General features: G+C 48.0%; 23 protein-coding genes. 6 read left to right on the forward strand and 17 right to left on the reverse strand.

Going from position 1 to position 18,211, the window contains the following annotated elements; genetic code table 11:
• Positions 1 to 42: 42 nt before the first annotated feature.
• From EL216_RS06830 to EL216_RS06850, 5 genes are all read right to left on the reverse strand, one after another.
• Positions 43 to 828 carry a methyltransferase domain-containing protein gene (locus EL216_RS06830; RefSeq protein ID WP_085389990.1) on the reverse strand — a complete coding sequence of 262 codons (786 nt, stop codon included), beginning with the start codon at positions 826 to 828 and terminating at the stop codon, positions 43 to 45.
• A gap of 154 nt (positions 829 to 982) precedes the next feature.
• A complete protein-coding gene (locus EL216_RS06835; RefSeq protein WP_232005223.1) occupies positions 983 to 1,510 on the reverse strand; it encodes a YdcF family protein in 528 nt (175 codons plus the stop codon).
• 135 nt (positions 1,511 to 1,645) lie between these two features.
• A complete protein-coding gene (locus tag EL216_RS06840) occupies positions 1,646 to 2,263 on the reverse strand; it encodes a YdcF family protein (protein ID WP_085389988.1) in 618 nt (205 codons plus the stop codon).
• Positions 2,264 to 2,446: 183 nt separating this feature from the next.
• Complete coding sequence (locus tag EL216_RS06845; protein WP_085389987.1) at positions 2,447 to 2,926, reverse strand: CYTH domain-containing protein; 480 nt, start codon at positions 2,924 to 2,926, stop codon at positions 2,447 to 2,449.
• A gap of 22 nt (positions 2,927 to 2,948) precedes the next feature.
• Positions 2,949 to 3,371: a CopD family protein gene (locus EL216_RS06850; protein WP_085389986.1), complete on the reverse strand. Its 423-nt coding sequence runs from the start codon at positions 3,369 to 3,371 to the stop codon at positions 2,949 to 2,951.
• A 116-nt stretch (positions 3,372 to 3,487) separates the two neighbouring features.
• On the opposite strand from EL216_RS06850, the gene EL216_RS06855 reads away from it, so the two are divergent.
• Complete coding sequence (locus tag EL216_RS06855) at positions 3,488 to 3,781, forward strand: hypothetical protein (RefSeq protein WP_085389985.1); 294 nt, start codon at positions 3,488 to 3,490, stop codon at positions 3,779 to 3,781.
• Positions 3,782 to 3,858: 77 nt separating this feature from the next.
• Here EL216_RS06855 and EL216_RS06860 read toward each other — a convergent pair whose 3' ends face one another.
• Complete coding sequence (locus EL216_RS06860) at positions 3,859 to 4,512, reverse strand: YdcF family protein (protein ID WP_085389984.1); 654 nt, start codon at positions 4,510 to 4,512, stop codon at positions 3,859 to 3,861.
• Positions 4,513 to 4,537: 25 nt separating this feature from the next.
• Complete coding sequence (arsC, locus tag EL216_RS06865) at positions 4,538 to 4,894, reverse strand: arsenate reductase (glutaredoxin) (protein WP_085389983.1); 357 nt, start codon at positions 4,892 to 4,894, stop codon at positions 4,538 to 4,540.
• Positions 4,895 to 5,021: 127 nt separating this feature from the next.
• On the opposite strand from arsC, the gene EL216_RS06870 reads away from it, so the two are divergent.
• Together EL216_RS06870 and EL216_RS06875 are read left to right on the forward strand one after the other, a co-directional pair.
• Entirely contained in the window at positions 5,022 to 5,945 is a 924-nt protein-coding gene (locus EL216_RS06870) for a hypothetical protein (protein ID WP_085389982.1), read from the forward strand.
• Positions 5,946 to 5,958: 13 nt separating this feature from the next.
• A complete protein-coding gene (locus EL216_RS06875) occupies positions 5,959 to 6,447 on the forward strand; it encodes a TlpA disulfide reductase family protein (protein ID WP_085389981.1) in 489 nt (162 codons plus the stop codon).
• Between the two features lie 68 nt (positions 6,448 to 6,515).
• Here the strand turns inward: EL216_RS06875 and mltA are convergent, their stop codons facing one another.
• From mltA to EL216_RS06915, 8 genes are all read right to left on the reverse strand, one after another.
• Entirely contained in the window at positions 6,516 to 7,862 is a 1,347-nt protein-coding gene (gene mltA, locus EL216_RS06880; protein WP_085390143.1) for a murein transglycosylase A, read from the reverse strand.
• Between the two features lie 833 nt (positions 7,863 to 8,695).
• Entirely contained in the window at positions 8,696 to 9,250 is a 555-nt protein-coding gene (locus tag EL216_RS06885) for an L-threonylcarbamoyladenylate synthase (RefSeq protein ID WP_085389980.1), read from the reverse strand.
• A 187-nt stretch (positions 9,251 to 9,437) separates the two neighbouring features.
• Positions 9,438 to 10,709, reverse strand: coding sequence for a phosphoribosylamine--glycine ligase (gene purD, locus EL216_RS06890; RefSeq protein WP_085389979.1), 1,272 nt, complete (start codon positions 10,707 to 10,709; stop codon positions 9,438 to 9,440).
• Positions 10,710 to 11,080: 371 nt separating this feature from the next.
• Positions 11,081 to 11,689: an IMPACT family protein gene (locus tag EL216_RS06895; protein ID WP_085389978.1), complete on the reverse strand. Its 609-nt coding sequence runs from the start codon at positions 11,687 to 11,689 to the stop codon at positions 11,081 to 11,083.
• 169 nt (positions 11,690 to 11,858) lie between these two features.
• Entirely contained in the window at positions 11,859 to 12,794 is a 936-nt protein-coding gene (locus EL216_RS06900) for an electron transfer flavoprotein subunit alpha/FixB family protein (RefSeq protein ID WP_085390142.1), read from the reverse strand.
• Positions 12,795 to 12,804: 10 nt separating this feature from the next.
• Positions 12,805 to 13,554: an electron transfer flavoprotein subunit beta/FixA family protein gene (locus tag EL216_RS06905; protein ID WP_085389977.1), complete on the reverse strand. Its 750-nt coding sequence runs from the start codon at positions 13,552 to 13,554 to the stop codon at positions 12,805 to 12,807.
• Positions 13,555 to 13,778: 224 nt separating this feature from the next.
• Positions 13,779 to 14,756 (reverse strand): lipopolysaccharide heptosyltransferase I, encoded by a 978-nt coding sequence (gene waaC / locus EL216_RS06910; RefSeq protein ID WP_085389975.1) that lies wholly within the window; start codon positions 14,754 to 14,756, stop codon positions 13,779 to 13,781.
• A 51-nt stretch (positions 14,757 to 14,807) separates the two neighbouring features.
• A complete protein-coding gene (locus EL216_RS06915; RefSeq protein WP_085390141.1) occupies positions 14,808 to 15,443 on the reverse strand; it encodes a nicotinamidase in 636 nt (211 codons plus the stop codon).
• A gap of 117 nt (positions 15,444 to 15,560) precedes the next feature.
• On the opposite strand from EL216_RS06915, the gene tsaA reads away from it, so the two are divergent.
• From tsaA to EL216_RS06930, 3 genes are all read left to right on the forward strand, one after another.
• Positions 15,561 to 16,244: a tRNA (N6-threonylcarbamoyladenosine(37)-N6)-methyltransferase TrmO gene (tsaA, locus tag EL216_RS06920; protein WP_085390140.1), complete on the forward strand. Its 684-nt coding sequence runs from the start codon at positions 15,561 to 15,563 to the stop codon at positions 16,242 to 16,244.
• Between the two features lie 168 nt (positions 16,245 to 16,412).
• On the forward strand, positions 16,413 to 16,916 hold the full coding sequence (locus EL216_RS06925) for a dihydrofolate reductase (RefSeq protein WP_085389974.1): 504 nt from the start codon (positions 16,413 to 16,415) through the stop codon (positions 16,914 to 16,916).
• Between the two features lie 57 nt (positions 16,917 to 16,973).
• Positions 16,974 to 17,303, forward strand: a complete 330-nt coding sequence (locus EL216_RS06930) for a zinc ribbon domain-containing protein YjdM (protein WP_085389973.1) — start codon at positions 16,974 to 16,976, stop codon at positions 17,301 to 17,303.
• Positions 17,304 to 17,443: 140 nt separating this feature from the next.
• On the opposite strand, the gene EL216_RS06935 is transcribed toward EL216_RS06930, so the two are convergent.
• Together EL216_RS06935 and EL216_RS11440 are read right to left on the reverse strand one after the other, a co-directional pair.
• The gene (locus EL216_RS06935) at positions 17,444 to 17,983 is read right to left on the reverse strand and encodes a lipocalin family protein (RefSeq protein WP_085389972.1); all 540 of its coding nucleotides are present in this window, start codon (positions 17,981 to 17,983) and stop codon (positions 17,444 to 17,446) included.
• A gap of 102 nt (positions 17,984 to 18,085) precedes the next feature.
• A complete protein-coding gene (locus EL216_RS11440; protein ID WP_267894210.1) occupies positions 18,086 to 18,208 on the reverse strand; it encodes a hypothetical protein in 123 nt (40 codons plus the stop codon).
• Positions 18,209 to 18,211 lie beyond the last annotated feature (3 nt).

Here is an 18,211-nt window from a genome sequence, read left to right on the forward strand (position 1 = left end):
ACGGCCTTTTCATATATATTTGAGCAGATAGCTGTGTTTCGCTTAATGTTTTGGATAAAACTGTAACAAACTTTCGCCCTGCGACAGTGCCTGTTTTTTAACTGCATGGCCATACACGGTTTCGAGCGTGATACTGTTCAAGCTGCCGTCGGCAAACATTTTGTCGACAGCGGCTTTAGCGGCAGCCTTGTCATCGAACTCCAATGATGCCCACAAACCGAACGTATCCATATCCTGCCAAAACGTATCGGCATGGCGGTAATTCAACTCCAATTTGGCAGTATCCATTACCGGATCGTAAAACCCGTGATGAAACAACATATCGCCCAGATCGTGCATATCGAACAACATAGGCGTTTCACAAGCAATACCGCACTTTTTCAGACGGCCTGCCAATGCTTGCAAGCTGTCGATACCGAAGTGGGTGAAAAACAGCAAGCCGTCGGTTTTCAGAGCACGCGCCCAGTTTTCAAACACCGGCACGGGCGATTCGGCGGTAATCAGGCTGAGGTTTGCCCATAACATATCGGCAGCGGCTTCGGGTAAAGGTTCGTCGAGATCCCGACAGTACTGGGGAATACTTTTGCCGGTCAGCTTCTGCCACAGATTCGGTTTGCGTACTTCGGCGGCAGCCTGCAAAAATGTAGGGCGGGGATCATATTCGGAAAAGACGGCTTTGGGATAACGCTCCGCCAACAAACTGCGGCTTTCGTCGGCATCGGCACCGACAAGCATAATATGTTGAGGAACATGGCGGACAAGTTGCAACCGCTCATCCATATCTCGGGCAAGATGGCGGTGAATCTGCCAATGGTCGGGGGTATTCATGTATTTAGGAATCAGTAGGTTATGTGTGCTTAGATAAATGTCAGGCCGTCTGAAACCGTTTTCAGACGGCCTGACACCTATTTTACCCCATAGGCTGCAGATATTCAGCATTACAATTACGCTTCAAACAATACGGTATCCCAATATAGGTGCATCAATCGGGTTTGATTACTACCGCTTTTATCCATGCCAAACTTTCACGCACCAGCTTGCGGGCATAATCCCACCCTCGTTCCTCACATGAATCTTGGCCCGAATAAACCTGTACCATTTTTTGATCTCCCCATTCCCTTTCAGCCAGCCACAAAGCACGTTGCAGGTGGAAATCGGCACTTACAATCACCACATTGCTGTTATTGGTAAGCTGCACCGAGCTGAAATGGATGTTTTCATAAGTATTTTCAGACTTCCCTTCCATCGCAATGCGTGACTCCGGCACACCTAATTCTATTGCAATCGCCTTCATGTGTTGGGCTTCATTGCTGCCATCGCTGCCCGTACCTCCGGCAACCACCAGCTTGGGCACTTTACCGGCGTGATACAGCTCGGCAGCAGCAACCACTCGGGAGCGCAGGCACGGATTCGGACGGCCGTTTTTATTAACCGCATTGCCCAACACCAATGCCGCATCAGCCGGTCGGATTTCGTCTTTACTGATACCCCGTGTTTGCAAAGCAGACATATAAATCCATGTCATCAATATCAACCAACCGATCAACAGCAGGCCGAAAAATATAGCAACGTATTGTTTTTTAAGCATATTATTTAAAAAGTCAAAAATTCGGCCTTATTGTACCACTTATGGCAAATGGTTTTCTCAATAGCGGTTTAATAGGCCGTTTTTTAAGATGGCTCCTGTTTCTCTAATTAAATCATATAGATAAAAACCAATATCAGAATAACAATAACTGCCTGAAAATACCTGTATATATTTATCGGGCCATTGTCGGGCGGCCAGCCAAGATGCTCGGCGCAAGTGGAAACCGGAGCTTACCAAAACCACGCTATGGTCGTTTTTTACCAATTCAGTGCTGTAAATAATATTTTGATAGGTGTCGGCCGATTCGCTTTCCAACACAACTGCCTCGGCAGGCACGCCCATCCGCTCCGCCAAGATTTTCATAGTTTTCGAGCCGTAATGAAAATCGCGATTGATACCGCCGCTCATCACCAACCGTTTTACTTTACCTGCCCGCCACAGTGCCACGCCTGCCTCTACACGCGAAACCAAACAGGGATTCAACTTGCCTTGCAGATGCACCTTGGTGCTCAACACAACAGCACTATCTGCCGCTTCAATACTGCCGACAGGCCGCCGGGTAATGCGGACATCTCCATACCAAACCCAAACCAGGGCGGCAAACCACCCTGCCGACAAAAAAAGTGCGCCAAGCACCAAAATCTTTTTAACGCAGGAAAATATTACTTTTTGCATAACAGGTTGGATATGAACCGCCGTAGCAAGTTTCCGCTCAAAGAAGCTAAAAACAATCAAGTTTTGTTTGAATAGAAAACCAGCAGGAAAAGAAAAGTCTGAGACAAACGGTAAAAGGCCGCCTGAAACCGCAAAGCAAGATTTCAGACGGCCTGAAACAGAGAAATAAGCACCGTGATGGCTTTAAGTTTTTCGACTATGCCAAGCTGAATAAGGATACTTACTCAAATAAGCATTGGTAAATTTACCGTCGGACGTGATTTCCTCGCCCAACCAATCCGGTTTGGCAAATGCCGTATGCTCGTCCGGCAACTCTACCTCGGCCACGACCAACGGGGCGTTATCGCCGAAGTATTCGTCGATTTCAAACACAAACCCATCGTATTCGATTTCATAGCGATATTTTTCCAATTTAAACGGACACATGGTCTGCATCATTTGCTCGGCATGCGCCGGCGGAATTTCGTATTCGAATTCGCTGCGGACGGCATCGGAAATATAACCCTTCAAAGTCAGCCATGCCTTATCACCGACAATACGCACACGGATTGTGCATTCTTTATCCACGCTCAAATAGCCTTGCCGCAGCATTTTCGGCGTGGATGCCTGTTCGCGCCATGAGTCGTTTTTCAATAAAAAACGGCGTTCGATTTCAATAGTCATGTTTTCAGACGGCCTTTAACTGTTAAAACGGTTTGAAGATTACCAAATATAGGGAAGCCGCCATAATCACGACGGGAATTTCATTAAACGCACGATACCACTTGTGCGAATAGCGGTTGCGGTTTTCCTGAAAATCCAAAAGCAAACGGTAGCAGTAGAAATGATAGCCGAGCAGAATCACACCAAGCGTTACTTTCGTATGCACCCAACCCATGCCCCACCAGCCGGTAACGAACGGAACGGTAAAACCGGCAATAACCGCCCCGATGCCCAGCGGAGTCATAAATTTAAACAGCCGTTGCGCCATGCCGAGCAAGCGTTGGTATTCGCCGCGGTTGCCCGTATCCACCTGCGCCAGATTCACATAAATACGCGGCAGATAAAACAAGCCCGCAAACCATGAAATGATAAAAAACACATGTAGCAGCTTGAACCATAAATACATTTTCAGACGGCCTTTTCAAAAATACAACGTATTGTAGCCGCAAAAAGTTAAGATTTGTAGGAAGCCGGCGTATTTTGCTAGAATACCGCCCACATTCACGGAAAGGAAAACCTAAAATGATCAAACAATTTGAAATTCACGGCGGAGTGAAGAAACAGCTTCAAGCCTATCTTGATGCGCAAAACACCGATTTGAAAACCGTCATGGACAGCGAACCGCTCAACCGCGAAGTTGCCGCCATTGTTCACGACGGCCTGCCAGCGATGGTGAAAAAAATATATTCGCTCGAAAAAATGCAGAAATTCTTTTGGGAAAAGAAAGATTTAATGGTCGAATTTGTAGCGGCGCGTTTAGCTGCCGCCGAGAAAAAACCCAAAGGCAGTAAAAATACCAATCAGAAAAAACGCTAATTTTTATTATTCAAAGAGGCCGTCTGAAAATAAGTTTTCAGACGGCCTCTTCTATTCCTATCTTATCGATATCTCACTCAACGTAAAAACGCCAACATCCTATCGCCCCAATACTCACAGTAATACAAAAACAGCGCATAACTTTCCTGCATCAAAAATTTGGCTTTTTTTTGAGATTTACTGTAACGGCTGGTCGGCGTACCCGATACCGTTGCATTCAAACCCAAATCCCGAGCCATCACGGCTGCCCGGGCAGTATGATAGGGATCACTCACGATAATAACGGACCGGATACCGTTTTCCCTTAGCAGCGGCTTGATATTTAACAAATTTTCATAAGTGCTGCGGGATGTGTTTTCAAACAGGATATGACGGGCGGGCACTCCCTGCTTGAGTGCATAACGCCGCCCCACTTCGGCTTCGGTCATAAAGCCTTTTTTAGGCGTACCGCCGGTGAACACCAGCTTTTCCACCCTGCCGCCCTGATAAAGTGCAATCGCATGATTGATACGTTCCTGAAACACAGGCGACGGGCGTTTGTCCCACGCCGCCGCACCCAGCACCACTGCGGCATCTGCATGAACGCCGGCAGGTAACGTGCGGTTGCCGGCACGATACACCGTCCACACGCAATTACTGAACATCAGCAACACCAGCAGCAGGCTCAGTACAATACCCCGCAGCAAGTAACAGCGCAAACCTGTACGGCTGCGTAAAAGCGGTATCCCCATATGTTTCAGACGGCCTTTTCTTTATTTACAGCAATGCTTCGATATTTTCCAACGGACGGCCTATTGCGGCTTTGTCTCCCGACACGACAATCGGCCGTTCAAGCAGTTTGGGGTGCTCGGCAACGGCTCTGAGCAGATCATCATTGCTTAAATCAGGATTATCCAAACCCAGCTCGCAATACAAATCATCTTTTACCCGCATCATCACGCGCGGAGATTCTGCACCGAGTTTTTTAAAAATACTCTGCAACTCATCAAAAGAAGGCGGGGAGTGCAAATAATCAACCACTTTGGTTTTGACACCGCGCACCTGTAAAAGCGACAACGCGGCGCGGGACTTACTGCACCGGTTGTTGTGATAAAGCGTTACGGTTAATGGCATAATAATTCCTTCATTCAAATTCGGCCGTTTTTTGATTGTAAACTACCCTTTACAGTTTGTCGCCCCCATTTCGGCTATTTTGGCGGTAATATCTTTATTTTATCAATGCCATACAGGAACTTAATCCATGCAGCATAAGAATGCGGCACTGGTTTTTACCGGCATTTTGACGGTGCTGTCCGGTATTGTCCATGCCGCCCGACCGCTGCCCGATTTTTTCTACGGCGTAACCATAGACGACGGTTGGGAAGGCAAAATCAAACCTATACACATTACCAATGCTTTAAAAGCCATGCCGGTAAAACCGGTCGTGCGTATTGTGATGTCGGCGGAAAAGCCGCCTGCCGAATACAAAAAGCTGTTTGCCGCCATACACCGAACGGCATATATTATGGCCACGCCGGTAGATTCTTCCGAAATGAAGAAATATCCAACCGTTTCGGCCTATCTCAAACGCTTTGAAAGCTCTTACCAAGCCTTGGCGGAATATGTAGATATTTGGGAAATCGGAAATGAGATCAACGGCGAAAACTGGCTCGGTAACAACCCGCAATTCATTGCCGACAAAGCTGCTGCTGCCTACCGCTACATTCGCAGTAAAAAGGCGGCAACTGCGTTGACAACTTATTACTTTGCACCGAACATGCAAAAAACAACCATGCGAAATTGGCTTGCACGCCATATCCCCGCTGATATGAAACAGCGTGTCGATTATGTGTTTGTGAGCTATTATGAAGACGACAACAACGGATTCCAACCCGACTGGAAAAATGTTTTCAACGAATTGCAAACCTTGTTTCCCCATGCCAAACTCGGTATCGGCGAATGCGGCAACACACGGAAAAACGCATCGGTTGAAAGTAAAACGGATATGATCCGTCATTACTACTCCATGCCGAAATATACACCGAATTATGTTGGCGGCTACTTCTGGTGGTATTGGGTTCAAGACAGTGTTCCCCACCAAGGCAACAAAGTATGGGAAGAAATCAGCAAGCACATGAAGCCGCACCGGAAAGCCGTATCCGAAAAATATCCAACCAGAAACTGAAGGACGAACCTTTATGAAAATTCTATCCGCACTTTTTCTTGGAACCGTAATGGCGGCAGGCTTGCCCGCAGCCGCTGCCGCCGATATTAAAGATTGGCAAAGCGATACGCCCAAAACATTCGAATCGCTGAAAGCCCCTGTGCGTATTATCAATTTGTGGGCCACTTGGTGCGGCCCGTGCCGCAAAGAAATGCCCGAAATGTCGGCATGGTACAAAAAACAGAAAAAAGGCAGCGTGGATATGGTGGGTATCGCACTGGACAATACCGACAATATCGGCAAATTCTTGAAACAAACGCCGGTCAGTTATCCTATTTGGCGTTATACCGGCAACGACAGCCGCACATGGATGAAGTCGGTCGGTAACAACGTCGGCGCACTGCCTTTCACTACCGTCGAAGTGCCTAAATGCGGCTACAAACAAGTCCTTCTCGGAGAAGTAACCGCTAAAAAACTGGATGAAGCGGTTCAAAACGCACTTATGAAATGTACCAAAAAGTAACCGGTTATTTAAAAACAGCAAAGGCCGTCTGAAATGATTTCAGACGGCCTTTGCATATCCGGCATTCCCTACGGTCTGTATTCAGGCATCACACCATTGGGCAGCAACTGCCACACATAGCCGGTATGCTTCTGCCTGCCTGCCACGGCACCTGCCTCGTCGCCGTAGCCCCAGAAATAATCCACACGAACCGCACCTTTAATCGCGCTGCCGGTGTCCTGTGCCATAATCAACCGGTTGAGCGCATAATTGCTCACCGGATGAGTAGTCGCCACAAACAAAGGCGCACCCAGCGTGATGTAATGGCGGTCGACCGCTCCGGCATACTGCCCCATCAGAGGCGTGCCGAGCGCACCAACCGGTCCGTCGTCATTGCCGGGAAGCTCGCGGAAGAATACATAGCTGGGGTTCTGCCCCAATACCTCGGCCAAACGCTGCGGATTACGCTGCATATAGGCCTTGATGCCCTGCATGGTGGTTTGCGCCAAAGTCAGATAACCTCTGTCGGCCATATAACGCCCGATAGATACATACGGATATTCGTTTTTATCGGCGAACCCTAAGCGGATATATCTACCGTCAGGCGTTCTCAAACGACCCGATCCCTGAATATGCAGGAAAAACAGCTCCACAGGATCGTCTGCATAACCGAGAATCGGCGCTTTTCCGTCCAAAGCGCCGCCGTTAATCTGGGCACGGGTGTAATAAGGCACAAACTGGCTGCCTACAAAACGGCCCTTTAAAGCTCTGGTACGCTCGCTAATCGGAAATTTGGCCAAGTTGGCGGAATACTGGCCGGCAGGGTCAATCACGCCTTTATTCTGCCCCGTAGGACGGATGCGCACCGTTGCCCTGCTGTTACGCAGGCTTGCGGGCAGATCGACTGATACGAAGTCGCTGGGAATACCGTAAACGGGAAAGCGTGCTTTGCCGGTATTTTTCACATCACCGTGTAATACCGGTTCGTAATAACCGGTAATCGTACCGCCGAGCTTGCCGTTACCGCTTACCTGCCACGGCGTAAAATACCGCTCGAAAAAGGCTTTGGCGGCACTGTCTTGATAAGGTGTTTGGGCTGCTTGGGCACATACATTGCGCCAATTTTGCTGCGATTTCAGTTTCTCGCACCCCAAACGGAAAGAGCGCAGACTGTTTGCGAAGCTTTGCTGCTGCCATTGGGGTAATTCACCGTACGACACCACTTTGTAGCTTGCACCTCCGCCCGGAGTATGAACGTGGCCTTGAGGCGCAGGCGTACCCACAGGCATCGGCATACTGGGCGTGGTAACCGGCGGCACTTTGGCAGCAGGAGGCAAAGTGGTAACGGGAGGTTTGCTCTTCTTGAAGCTGCAAGCTGCCAATACAGCCGCGGCAATACCCAACAGGGCGACACGGTAAATTTTCTGACGATTCATGGTTTGCTGTATGTTAAGGCCGTCTGAAACCGGCCGGGTAAGCATTTCAGACGGCATCGTTATCAACGGATAAACTTAGAAGACTGTTTTCATGCCGACTTGGTTCCTTTTCCAGATATTTTTTACTCATTTTGATTCCACATTAATATGGAAAGTAAAGGCCGTCTGAAAATCAAGTCGGCAGTCGGTAGAATTGGGCGATATTCTAACATAAAATCAATAAATTAATATTTTTTATATAGCTAAAGGAGTAATAAAAAGCCCGCCTATCAAGCAAGGAAATATTATGTTCACCGAATTAACTCAAGAAGCCGCCATTACTCATAGAATGTTTGAATTGTCAGAAAATCCTGCCGAAAACGTGAACGTATTTATAGGCAAGCCGGAACAACTTGGAGAAAATTAATGGTTTGCCGATACACAATCGTTGGGTCAGGTAGAAATATCGACTTTCATATCAGCGGTGTCGGCAGTGTTCAAGCGCTCCAATTGGTCTTTTCCGCCATTAAACGTACCATTATCGGTGCAAATTTGCCTTTACGTTAGAACAGAGAAAATAATTTGGGGTTAAGTCGGTATCCGCATAAACCCCGAAAATGTTAAAGCAAAAATGCACTTGTTGGCAAAGATACAAATTAATCTTGCAAGCTATTTGGCAATAGCTGCGCTGCATTTCATCAAGCTATGTCTCAGGCTTCTGTTGAATCAGCCCTAATTATCATAGAGTATTCGGTTGCTTTGAATGATAATGCGGCCGTGTTTATTGCTTTGTTACCATAATCTACAAAAAATGCACAATATACCCAGAGTTATTATTTTGATTAAAATTTAAATCAACGCAAGCGGACACCTGATTCGCCGTCAATAATTTGGCTGGGAGTTTTCCGGCTGCCTACCCGTCCACCGACAACCCATACCTGCCGACCAAATTGCTTTCTCACTTCGCGCTCGCTCTTGCACGGGCGTTTTCCTGCACGATTACATGAAGTAGACACCAAAGGCATATTCAGCATTTTGCACAACCGCCGTGCCCCATTATGCGCAGGCACCCGCACAGCCAGTTTACTGCGCCCTTTTCCACGCAAAAGCGGCAACACTTGGCTGCGGCAAGCCAATAAGAAAGTTTTAGGCGCTGGCCATTCGTTTTGCAACAAGGCAAGCATTTTTTCAGACGGCCTCTCCAATAGCGGCTGTAATTGCGCCAAACTATGGCCAATCACAATCATGCCTTTGTTTTGAGGCCGCTTTTTCAAACGTACCAATTTTTTTAAAGCATGCGGATGTGTGGGCAAACAACCGATGCCGTAGCAAGATTCGGTAGGGTAAGCGATCAAGCCGCCATGCTTTAAATGATGAATAAGTTTTTTACAGGCAATGGCTGCAGGCATTCGGGAAATTCCATCATGATTGAAAATACTGCGGTAAAGCAGTTGATTTCTTTGAAGGCTATCGGGAGCATATGGGTACTATCGCCCAATCATAGATGCGATACGGATACAAAAAAGGCAAATATGCCTATTCCGGCAGGCAAATATTGGGGGAGGCCGTCTGAAACTTTTCAGACGGCCTATATCATTAACGTTTTATGGCTTTATCGGCAATATCTTTGCGATACTGCATACCGCTAAAATGAATGTTTTCCAATGCTCGATACGCTTTATTTTTCGCGGCAGCAACATCATCACCCAAACCGACCACGCATAAAACACGCCCACCATTGGTTATCGTTTCGCCTTTCTCATTTGCCGATGTGCCTGCATGAAACACTTTACCGATTTTTCCGGCAGCATCCAAACCCGAAATCACATCGCCTTTTTTCGGCGTTTCCGGATAATTTTCGGCAGCCACCACTACGCCGACGGCTGTTTGCGGGTTCCATTCGGCTTTAACACCATCCAATTTACCGTTAATCCCGGCTTCTATCAAATCCACAAAATCACTATCCAAACGGCTCATAATCGGCTGGGTTTCGGGATCACCGAAACGGCAGTTGAATTCAATGGTAAATGGAGCACCGCCTTTATCGATCATCAAACCGGCATACAAAAAACCTGTAAATTCATGGCCTTCGGCCTTCATACCGTTAATAGTCGGTAAAATAATTTCATTCATCGCCCGCTCGTATACTTCCGGCGTAACCACCGGCGCAGGGCTGTATGCACCCATCCCGCCTGTATTGGGGCCTCTATCGTCGTCCAACAACCGTTTATGGTCTTGGCTGGTAGCCATCGGCAGCACATGGATACCGTCAGCCATCACGATAAAACTTGCTTCTTCGCCTTGCAAAAATTCTTCAATCACCACTCGGGCTCCGGCATTGCCCATCTTATTACCGAGCAGCATATCGTCGATCGCAGCATGGGCTTCCTGCAAAGTCATAGCAACAATCACACCCTTTCCGGCAGCCAAGCCATCGGCTTTAATCACGATCGGCGCACCTTTTTCCTCTACATATCGGTGTGCTTTTTCCACATTTTCAAAGGTCTGATATCCGGCGGTAGGAATACCGTATTTCGCCATAAATGCTTTGGCAAAATCTTTCGAGCTTTCCAACTGAGCCGCATAACGGGTAGGGCCGAAAATTTTCAAACCGGCGGCTCGGAAATCATCCACTACGCCGGCCGCCAACGGTGCTTCGGGGCCGACCACGGTAAAATCAATATTTTCACGCTTACAAAAATTAATCAAATCGGCATGTGCGGTCAACACAATATTTTGCAGCTTCGGTTCCAACGCTGTTCCTGCATTGCCGGGTGCTACAAATACGGTTTCTACTTTAGGCGATTGGGCTAACTTCCAAGCCAACGCATGCTCGCGCCCACCACTGCCGATAACGAGTAATTTCATGGATTTTCCTTCCATTAAAACCGATTAAAATAGGTATTAAAGCTGTCGGATTATAGCCTAATTTATGCCCAAATAACCGAATAGTTCTAATATCTTACTTTCCGATTTTTCTGTATGACGATATGGCCGGCCTTATTTTGACTAGGCGATTAACTTGAAAACAAAATATTTGTGTTATCAATATATTTAATCTGCTGGCCTGAGCAAAAACAAAGCCGCTCGCAACGTTTCCCGATAAAGTTTAAAACATTTCAGACGGCCTCTTAAGCAATAACGCAGAACCATTTCTATAGTTTAATATTCGACGCAAAACATCAAACCGATCTATACGACAAATATTAAGTTCCGGGCCATAAAACATATAACAAAACTTAAAATGCCTCATCTTGTACATCAATCAATCGGGTATGCCTCCATGCAGCGACACACGATTTATATTGGGCTAACGGGATTTTTACGGTTAAGCGGCAATCCAACTGCAAATCCTGCTCAACCACTTCGGCGCGATGCTGCTTGGCAATTCGGATAGCATCATTTAAATTCGGGTATTCGCAACGCAGCCAAACCGTTTTTTCGACATTCTTTTCAATCATTTCTGCTATTTTCAGCGCTTCTGCGGAAGCAGTTTTATAGGCGTGAATCAATCCGGGCACACCCAATAACGTGCCGCCAAAATAACGCACCACCACGATCAACACGTCGGTTAATTCGGCAGAATCTATTTGCCCGAGAATAGGGCGACCTGCACTGCCGGAAGGCTCTCCATCATCATTAGCCCTGAATTGGGTACCATCTACGCCCAAACGATAGGCATAGCACCAATGCCGGGCTTTATGATGTTCCTCACGCAAAGATTCAACATACCGCTTTACCTCCGCCGCAGATTGAATAGGATAAGCAAAAGCAATGAAACGGCTCCCCTTATCTTTAAATTCAGCCTGAACCGGCCCAGTGATTGTCTTATAAACGGCAGCAGTCATTTTTTCTTTTCCGCATTTTCAGACGGCCTTCAATAACTAAACTCGAAGATGGTTTTATAAAAAAATCAGGCCGTCTGAAATAAAAAAACAAAACTTTATACGAATAACCGTATAAAGTTTTGTCGGTTTAATCCAATAATATAATATGTTTCACGTGAAACACTTTTGCTTAATCTTTCAAAGCAGCGGTCAGCTTCGGCACAATGTCAAACAAATCGCCGACCAAGCCATAGTCAGCCACATTGAAAATCGGCGCATCAGGATCTTTATTAATGGCTACGATAACTTTACTGTCTTGCATACCGGCAGTATGTTGAATTGCTCCGGAAATACCGACCGCAATATATAACTGCGGCGCAACCACTTTACCGGTTTGGCCAACCTGTACATCATTCGGTGCATATTCGGCATCAACCGCAGCTCGTGAAGCACCGATTGCCGCCCCTAAAGCATCGGCCAGCGGCGTTAATACCGCTTGAAACTGCTCGGCACTACCCAATGCCCGGCCGCCGGACACCACCACTTTGGCTTGCGTTAAATCGGGACGGCCGGATTGCGTTAATTCTCTTCCTACAAAGCGGCTCAGATTTTGGGCAGCTAATGCTTCGGTATGAGCCACTTCTGCGTTGCCACCTGTATTTTCCGCCGCATCGAACGCGGTAGCACGGAAAGTCAGCACTAATTTTGCCGCGTCGCTTTGCACGGTTTCAAAAGCATTGCCGGCATAAATCGGACGAACGAATGTTTTACCATCAATAATTTCCGTTAAATCAGAAACTTGCGGCACATCAAGTAGGGCGGCAATGCGTGGCAGCAGATTTTTACCGAATGCGGTAGCCGTTGCTGCAATATAACGGTAATCGGCAGCCAGTTTTACCGCGAGAGGAGCAATTTCCTCCGCCAAACCTTCACCGTAATGGGGGGCATCGGCCAGCAATACTTTAGCAACCCCTTTTACTTGCTTGGCTGCATCCGCAACTGAAACGGCATTGGAACCTGCCACCAAAACATGAACTTCTCCCAGTTTCGCAGCCGCCGTTACTGCGTGAAGGGTAGCGGGGTTTAACTGTTGGTTGTTGTGCTCTGCAATAATCAATACACTCATTTCCATCCCCTTAAATCACTTTGGCTTCGTTTTTCAATTTTTCAACCAATTCGGCAACATCCGCCAACTTCACGCCTGCCTGACGCGCCTTGGGTTCCGCCACTTTTACCACATTCAAACGCGGGGCAATGTCAATACCCAGCTCTGCCGGCGTAGTTTTTCCCAGCGGTTTTTTCTTAGCGGCCATGATATTGGGCAGCTTCACGAAACGCGGCTCGTTTAACCGTAAATCCGCACTGATAATAGCGGGTAACCTCAAGGCCAATGTTTCCTCGCCACCGTCTATTTCACGCTTAATCAACACTTCTTTTTCGCCCAATTCCACTTTACTGGCAAACGTGCCTTGCGGTGCGTTCAAAAGGGCGGCAAGCATTTGTGCGGTTTGGTTGGCATCATCGTCAATCGCCTGTTTGCCCAGCAGCAGAAGCTGGGGTTGCTCTTTCTCAGCCACGGCTTTAAGCAACTTGGCAACCGCCAACGGCTCCAACTTCTCGTCGGTTTCCACATGCACGGCACGGTCTGCACCCATCGCCAAAGCCGTGCGCAAGGTTTCTTCACATTTTTTACCACCCAACGATACCGCCACGATTTCAGCCAATTTGCCTGCTTCTTTCAAACGAACCGCTTCTTCTACGGCAATCTCGTCAAAAGGATTCATCGACATTTTAACGTTGCCGATATCCACATCCGAACCGTCGGTTTTCACGCGGACTTTTACGTTGTAATCCACCACGCGTTTTACGGCGACCAGTGCTTTCATGAAATCTCCTTGAAGCCGGAGCGATCCGGCAATAATTATTTGATCATCAATCTTAAAAACATAGTTTTTACCAAACAGGCTTCTGCCAACCTTCTTGGTAAAAACCACGCATTTATTGTTCAGACGGCCTCACATTATACCCGATTAAAGCAATTACTCTTCAGCTTTTACGGGATTTTAAGCCATTTTAAGGCTGCATCAATGTTCCGACAAAAACCGCAAATCTAATCCGCACTATTCGCTTTTGCCGACATACATTGCAATACGGCATGATAAACATCATCGGTGCTAGGGATTTTGCCGATATTACCCAGATTTTTCGCCCATGCAGAAACTTGCACACCGGTTTGCAGCGGGTCGGTATCAGTATAAATACCGACAACCGGTTTATCCAACGCATTCGCCAAATGTAGCAGGCCGGTGTCTACGCCGATTACGCCTTTTGCATTGTCCAGCAAATAAGCTGCTTGCAGCAGGCTCATTTTTTCACACACACGCACAAAAGGCAGCTTGCCGGCGATATTTTCAGCCCGCTGCTTTTCCGTATCGTTGCCCCACGGCAAATATACGACCGCGCCATCACGCCCGTGCAACTTTTCCGACAAAGCCAACCAATGTTCAATCGGCCACAATTTGCTGTCGCGGCTAGTTGCATGCAAGGCCACATAATAATGCGACGGCAAATCTTTCAGACGGCCTGCTTCGGGCACAACCAAACCGAAATGCTGCTCGGCAGGCATTTCATAACCGAAAGCCGAGGCAAATAGCGCGCGATTGCGCCAAACCGCATTTTTTCCTTTAGGCACAGCAAACGTTTGGTTGTACAGCAACGCAGCCCAACACTCGCGGGCGCTATTGAAATCCAACCCTTTTATCGGCGCATTGGCTGTTTTGGCAAACAACGCGCTTTTCAATAAACCTTGGCTGTCTAAAACAAAATCGAAGCGGTTATGGTGCAAACTGCTTTTCAGACGGCCTATCTCTTGCCATGTTGCCTTTTGCTTCAACTGCTTGCGCCATTGCCGCCAGCGCATGACATGCACTTCTTTCACGAAAGGGTGCAAGCGGGCAATATCGGCAAAAGCGGCCTCACACAGCCAATACAATTCCACATCGGGGCGCATACGCGACAAGTCATCCACTGCTGGCAATGTGTGGATTAAATCACCCATACTGGAAAGTCGCACAAGCAGCGTTTTCATCAAGATTTCCGTGCGTATATGTGTTTACGTTTCACGTGAAACATAAACAACTCATTGATTTTTAATATAATCATAAATCGAACGTGCGTTTTCCAACACAATCGCACCGTTATCGACCATTTCGTTCCACGCAGCTTCCACCGTTTCGGGAGCAATGCCCCTGCAAGCCGCCGCATTCACAATTACCTGCCAGTTTCCACCTTTTAAAAGTTGCAACACCGTTGTTTTCACACAATAATCGGTTGCCAAACCACCCACGATTAAGGTCTCCGCCCCTCTGTAATGCAGCCATTCGATCAAACCGGTGCTGAGTTTTTCTTCAATATCATGGAAACATGCACCGTAAGGGTGAAGCGCAGGGTCTATGCCTTTCCATACACAATAATCGTATTCTTTATCGGCAGGTAAACCGTCGAGCAATTCGAAACCTTTCGTGCCGACCATCGCGTGGGAAACCCATGTTAAATCTGCATCCGGCAAACCGGTGGATTTGAGCATATCGGTGGGATTTTCCACCAGCCATTTGGCTGACGGGCTGTGCGCATCCTTAGTCATCACGCGCAAATCCGCCAATGCAGCCTGTGCATTCAATTCCGATACAATCAAATCGCCTTCAGCCACCGGTAATTCGCCGGGGCATAAAGGCGAAAAAGTTTTCTGTGCATCTACATCTATCGACACTATCATATACAGCTTTCCGATTCCAGCAGCCGCCATTATAACAAAGGCCGTCTGAACAGGGGTATTCATACATGATAACGGCTGTTATCATGCTTACTTGTGTTTATTTTTTCAGACGGCCTCATGCAACATACCGTTCACAGCATTGCCACCGTACATTCCCCATACAAACAAAAGTTCGGCGTTGCCCGCCAACCCGGGCTGGTGCCTGCCGCAAAAGTATGCATCGAACTGAACCGCGAATTCACCGCCGACAGCATACGCGGTTTAGATACTTTCGATTATGTATGGATAAGTTTTATTTTTCATGATGTTATTACTGAAGGCTGGTCGCCGCTCGTTCGCCCGCCGCGTTTGGGCGGCAAGCAGAAAATGGGGGTATTTGCCACACGCAGCCCGCACCGTCCCAACCATATCGGCCTGTCGCTGTTGAAACTCGAACGCATCGAAACCGGTAAAACCGTACGTTTATATTGCAGCGGTGCCGATTTGCTCGACGGCACACCCGTTATCGACATCAAACCGTATATTCCTTTTGTGGAAGCCAAACCCGATGCGGCAGGCGGTTTTGCCGCCGAAAAACCGCAAGAGCTGACCGTAAACTGGCTGCCGGCTAGCGGTGCAGGCAACCTTGCGTCCGCCGAACGCGAAGTGATCGCCCAAAGCATCGCCCAAGACCCGCGCCCCGCCTATCAGGATATTCCCGAGCGGATATATGTAATGGCCATCTGCAACTACGAAGTAAAATTTCAGATACAAGGAAAAAACGCCAATATTATCAGCATCGTAGAATCAATGTCGGATTAAGAGGGCAGGGCGGTTGACTCTGCCGAATCTTTGCAATAAAGCCGCCGAAGGCCGTCTGAAATCCGATTTTTCAGACGGCCTTTACCATTTGCCATCTCCTGTCCGAACAGACAAACCCGCCTCTTTCGCTATACAATGAAGCCGTCTGAACCCACATAAAAAACGGTTATGCAAAAAATCACCCTGATTGCCGCCTGTGCCGACAACGGCTGTATCGGCATCGACAACACCATGCCGTGGCACCTGCCCGAAGATTTCGCCTTTTTCCGCACCTACACATCGGGCAAACCGGTAGTGATGGGGCGCAAAACATGGGAATCGCTGCCTAAAAAACCGCTGCCCAACCGCCGCAATATCGTGATTACCCGGCAAACAGGCTATGTTGCCGAAGGCGCGGAAACCGTATCCGGCCTGCAAGAAGCACTGGATTTATGCCCCGAAGCAGAAGAAATCATCATCATGGGCGGTGCGCAGATTTACACCCAAGCCCTGCCGCAAGCCACCGATTTGCGTATTACCGAAGTGCATTTAAACGTGGAAGGCGACGCATTTTTTCCCACCTTCAACCGCGCGGAATGGCAGGAAACCGCCCGCAAAAGCCACACTGCCGCCAACGGCATCCGTTACTCGTTCGTGCATTACCAAAGGTCCCAAAACGCAGAGGCCGTCTGAAAAAATTTCAGACGGCCTGCCCCAAACCACCCATAACAATCTGAATAAAGGAACACCATGACTTACCCCGCCTGTCCGCGATGCGGCTCGGAATTTACCTATCACGACGGCGTACAACTCGTCTGCCCAGAATGCGCCCACGAATGGCAGGAAGGCGAAGCCGCCGCCGAAGAAAGCCTTGTGGTGAAAGATGCCAACGGCACTCCGCTGGCCGACGGCGATACCGTAGTGCTGATTAAAGACTTAAAAGTCAAAGGCAGCTCGATGGTGATCAAGCAAGGTACCAAAGTAAAAGGCATCCGCCTACAAGAAGGCGACCACGACATCGCCTGCAAAATCGACGGCAGTGCCATGAATCTGAAATCGGAATTCGTGAAAAAAGCCTGATTCGGTCAAATCGGAAGAGGCCGTCTGAAACTTTATTTCAGACGGCCTCAAGCATTTCACGATTCGGTCGCAACCGCATCGCAGGCACTGCTTCCAACCACCGTTTTTTAAAACAGACGGCTGCTTTCAAACAAGATGATTCAATTTTGTTTGGTCCGGATTAATTCCGACAAATCATAACCTTGCTCGGCAGCCAGTTTAAGATAGGCTTGATAAACGGATTCATCGATTTGCGGTGTACGCGACAGTATCCAGAGATATTTACGATCAGGCTGGCCCACCATAGCAGTCCGATAATTTTCATCCAACGCCATAATCCAATAAGGTGCCTTACCAAACGGCAGGCGGCGCAACACTTTCGGTAGAAAAGAAACACTCAACCGGTTATTTGCATCACTTTGCGGACGGGCAAGCCCTTCGGCAACCGACCAATTTCCGTCGGCTTTCAAGCAACGGTTGATTACCGTAACCGTATTGTCGGGGTTGGGCGTATAAGTGGCCGTTACATTGGCGGCGCATTGCTTTTGGAAAGGCATCGGCAAACGAGCAATTTCGTACCATGTTCCGGCATACCGGCCAATATCTACCCGGTCAACCGTTTGCAACGGGGGCAAATCGGCCGCCTGCACCGACGCTCCAATACACGCCAATCCGAATAAAGTAGAAAATCTGAAGGCCATTTTAAGCTCCTGCTTGCGTGATGATGTCATTTAAAATATTTGATTATTTTAGAAAATTTAGAATAACACGATTTCTCGGACTTGTCGCGGCCGTAACCGAGATCATACGGCATTGCTGCACCTCAGCTCGAAGAAAGCGGTTTTGTAAGCCGCCGAAGCGGCAACGTAATCGGTGCTTGTACCGTCTGCGACTGCCCTAGTATCCCAAATGAGTTTGTTTGCCATACT

Source organism: Neisseria animaloris (assembly GCF_900637855.1).
Classification (GTDB): domain Bacteria; phylum Pseudomonadota; class Gammaproteobacteria; order Burkholderiales; family Neisseriaceae; genus Neisseria; species Neisseria animaloris.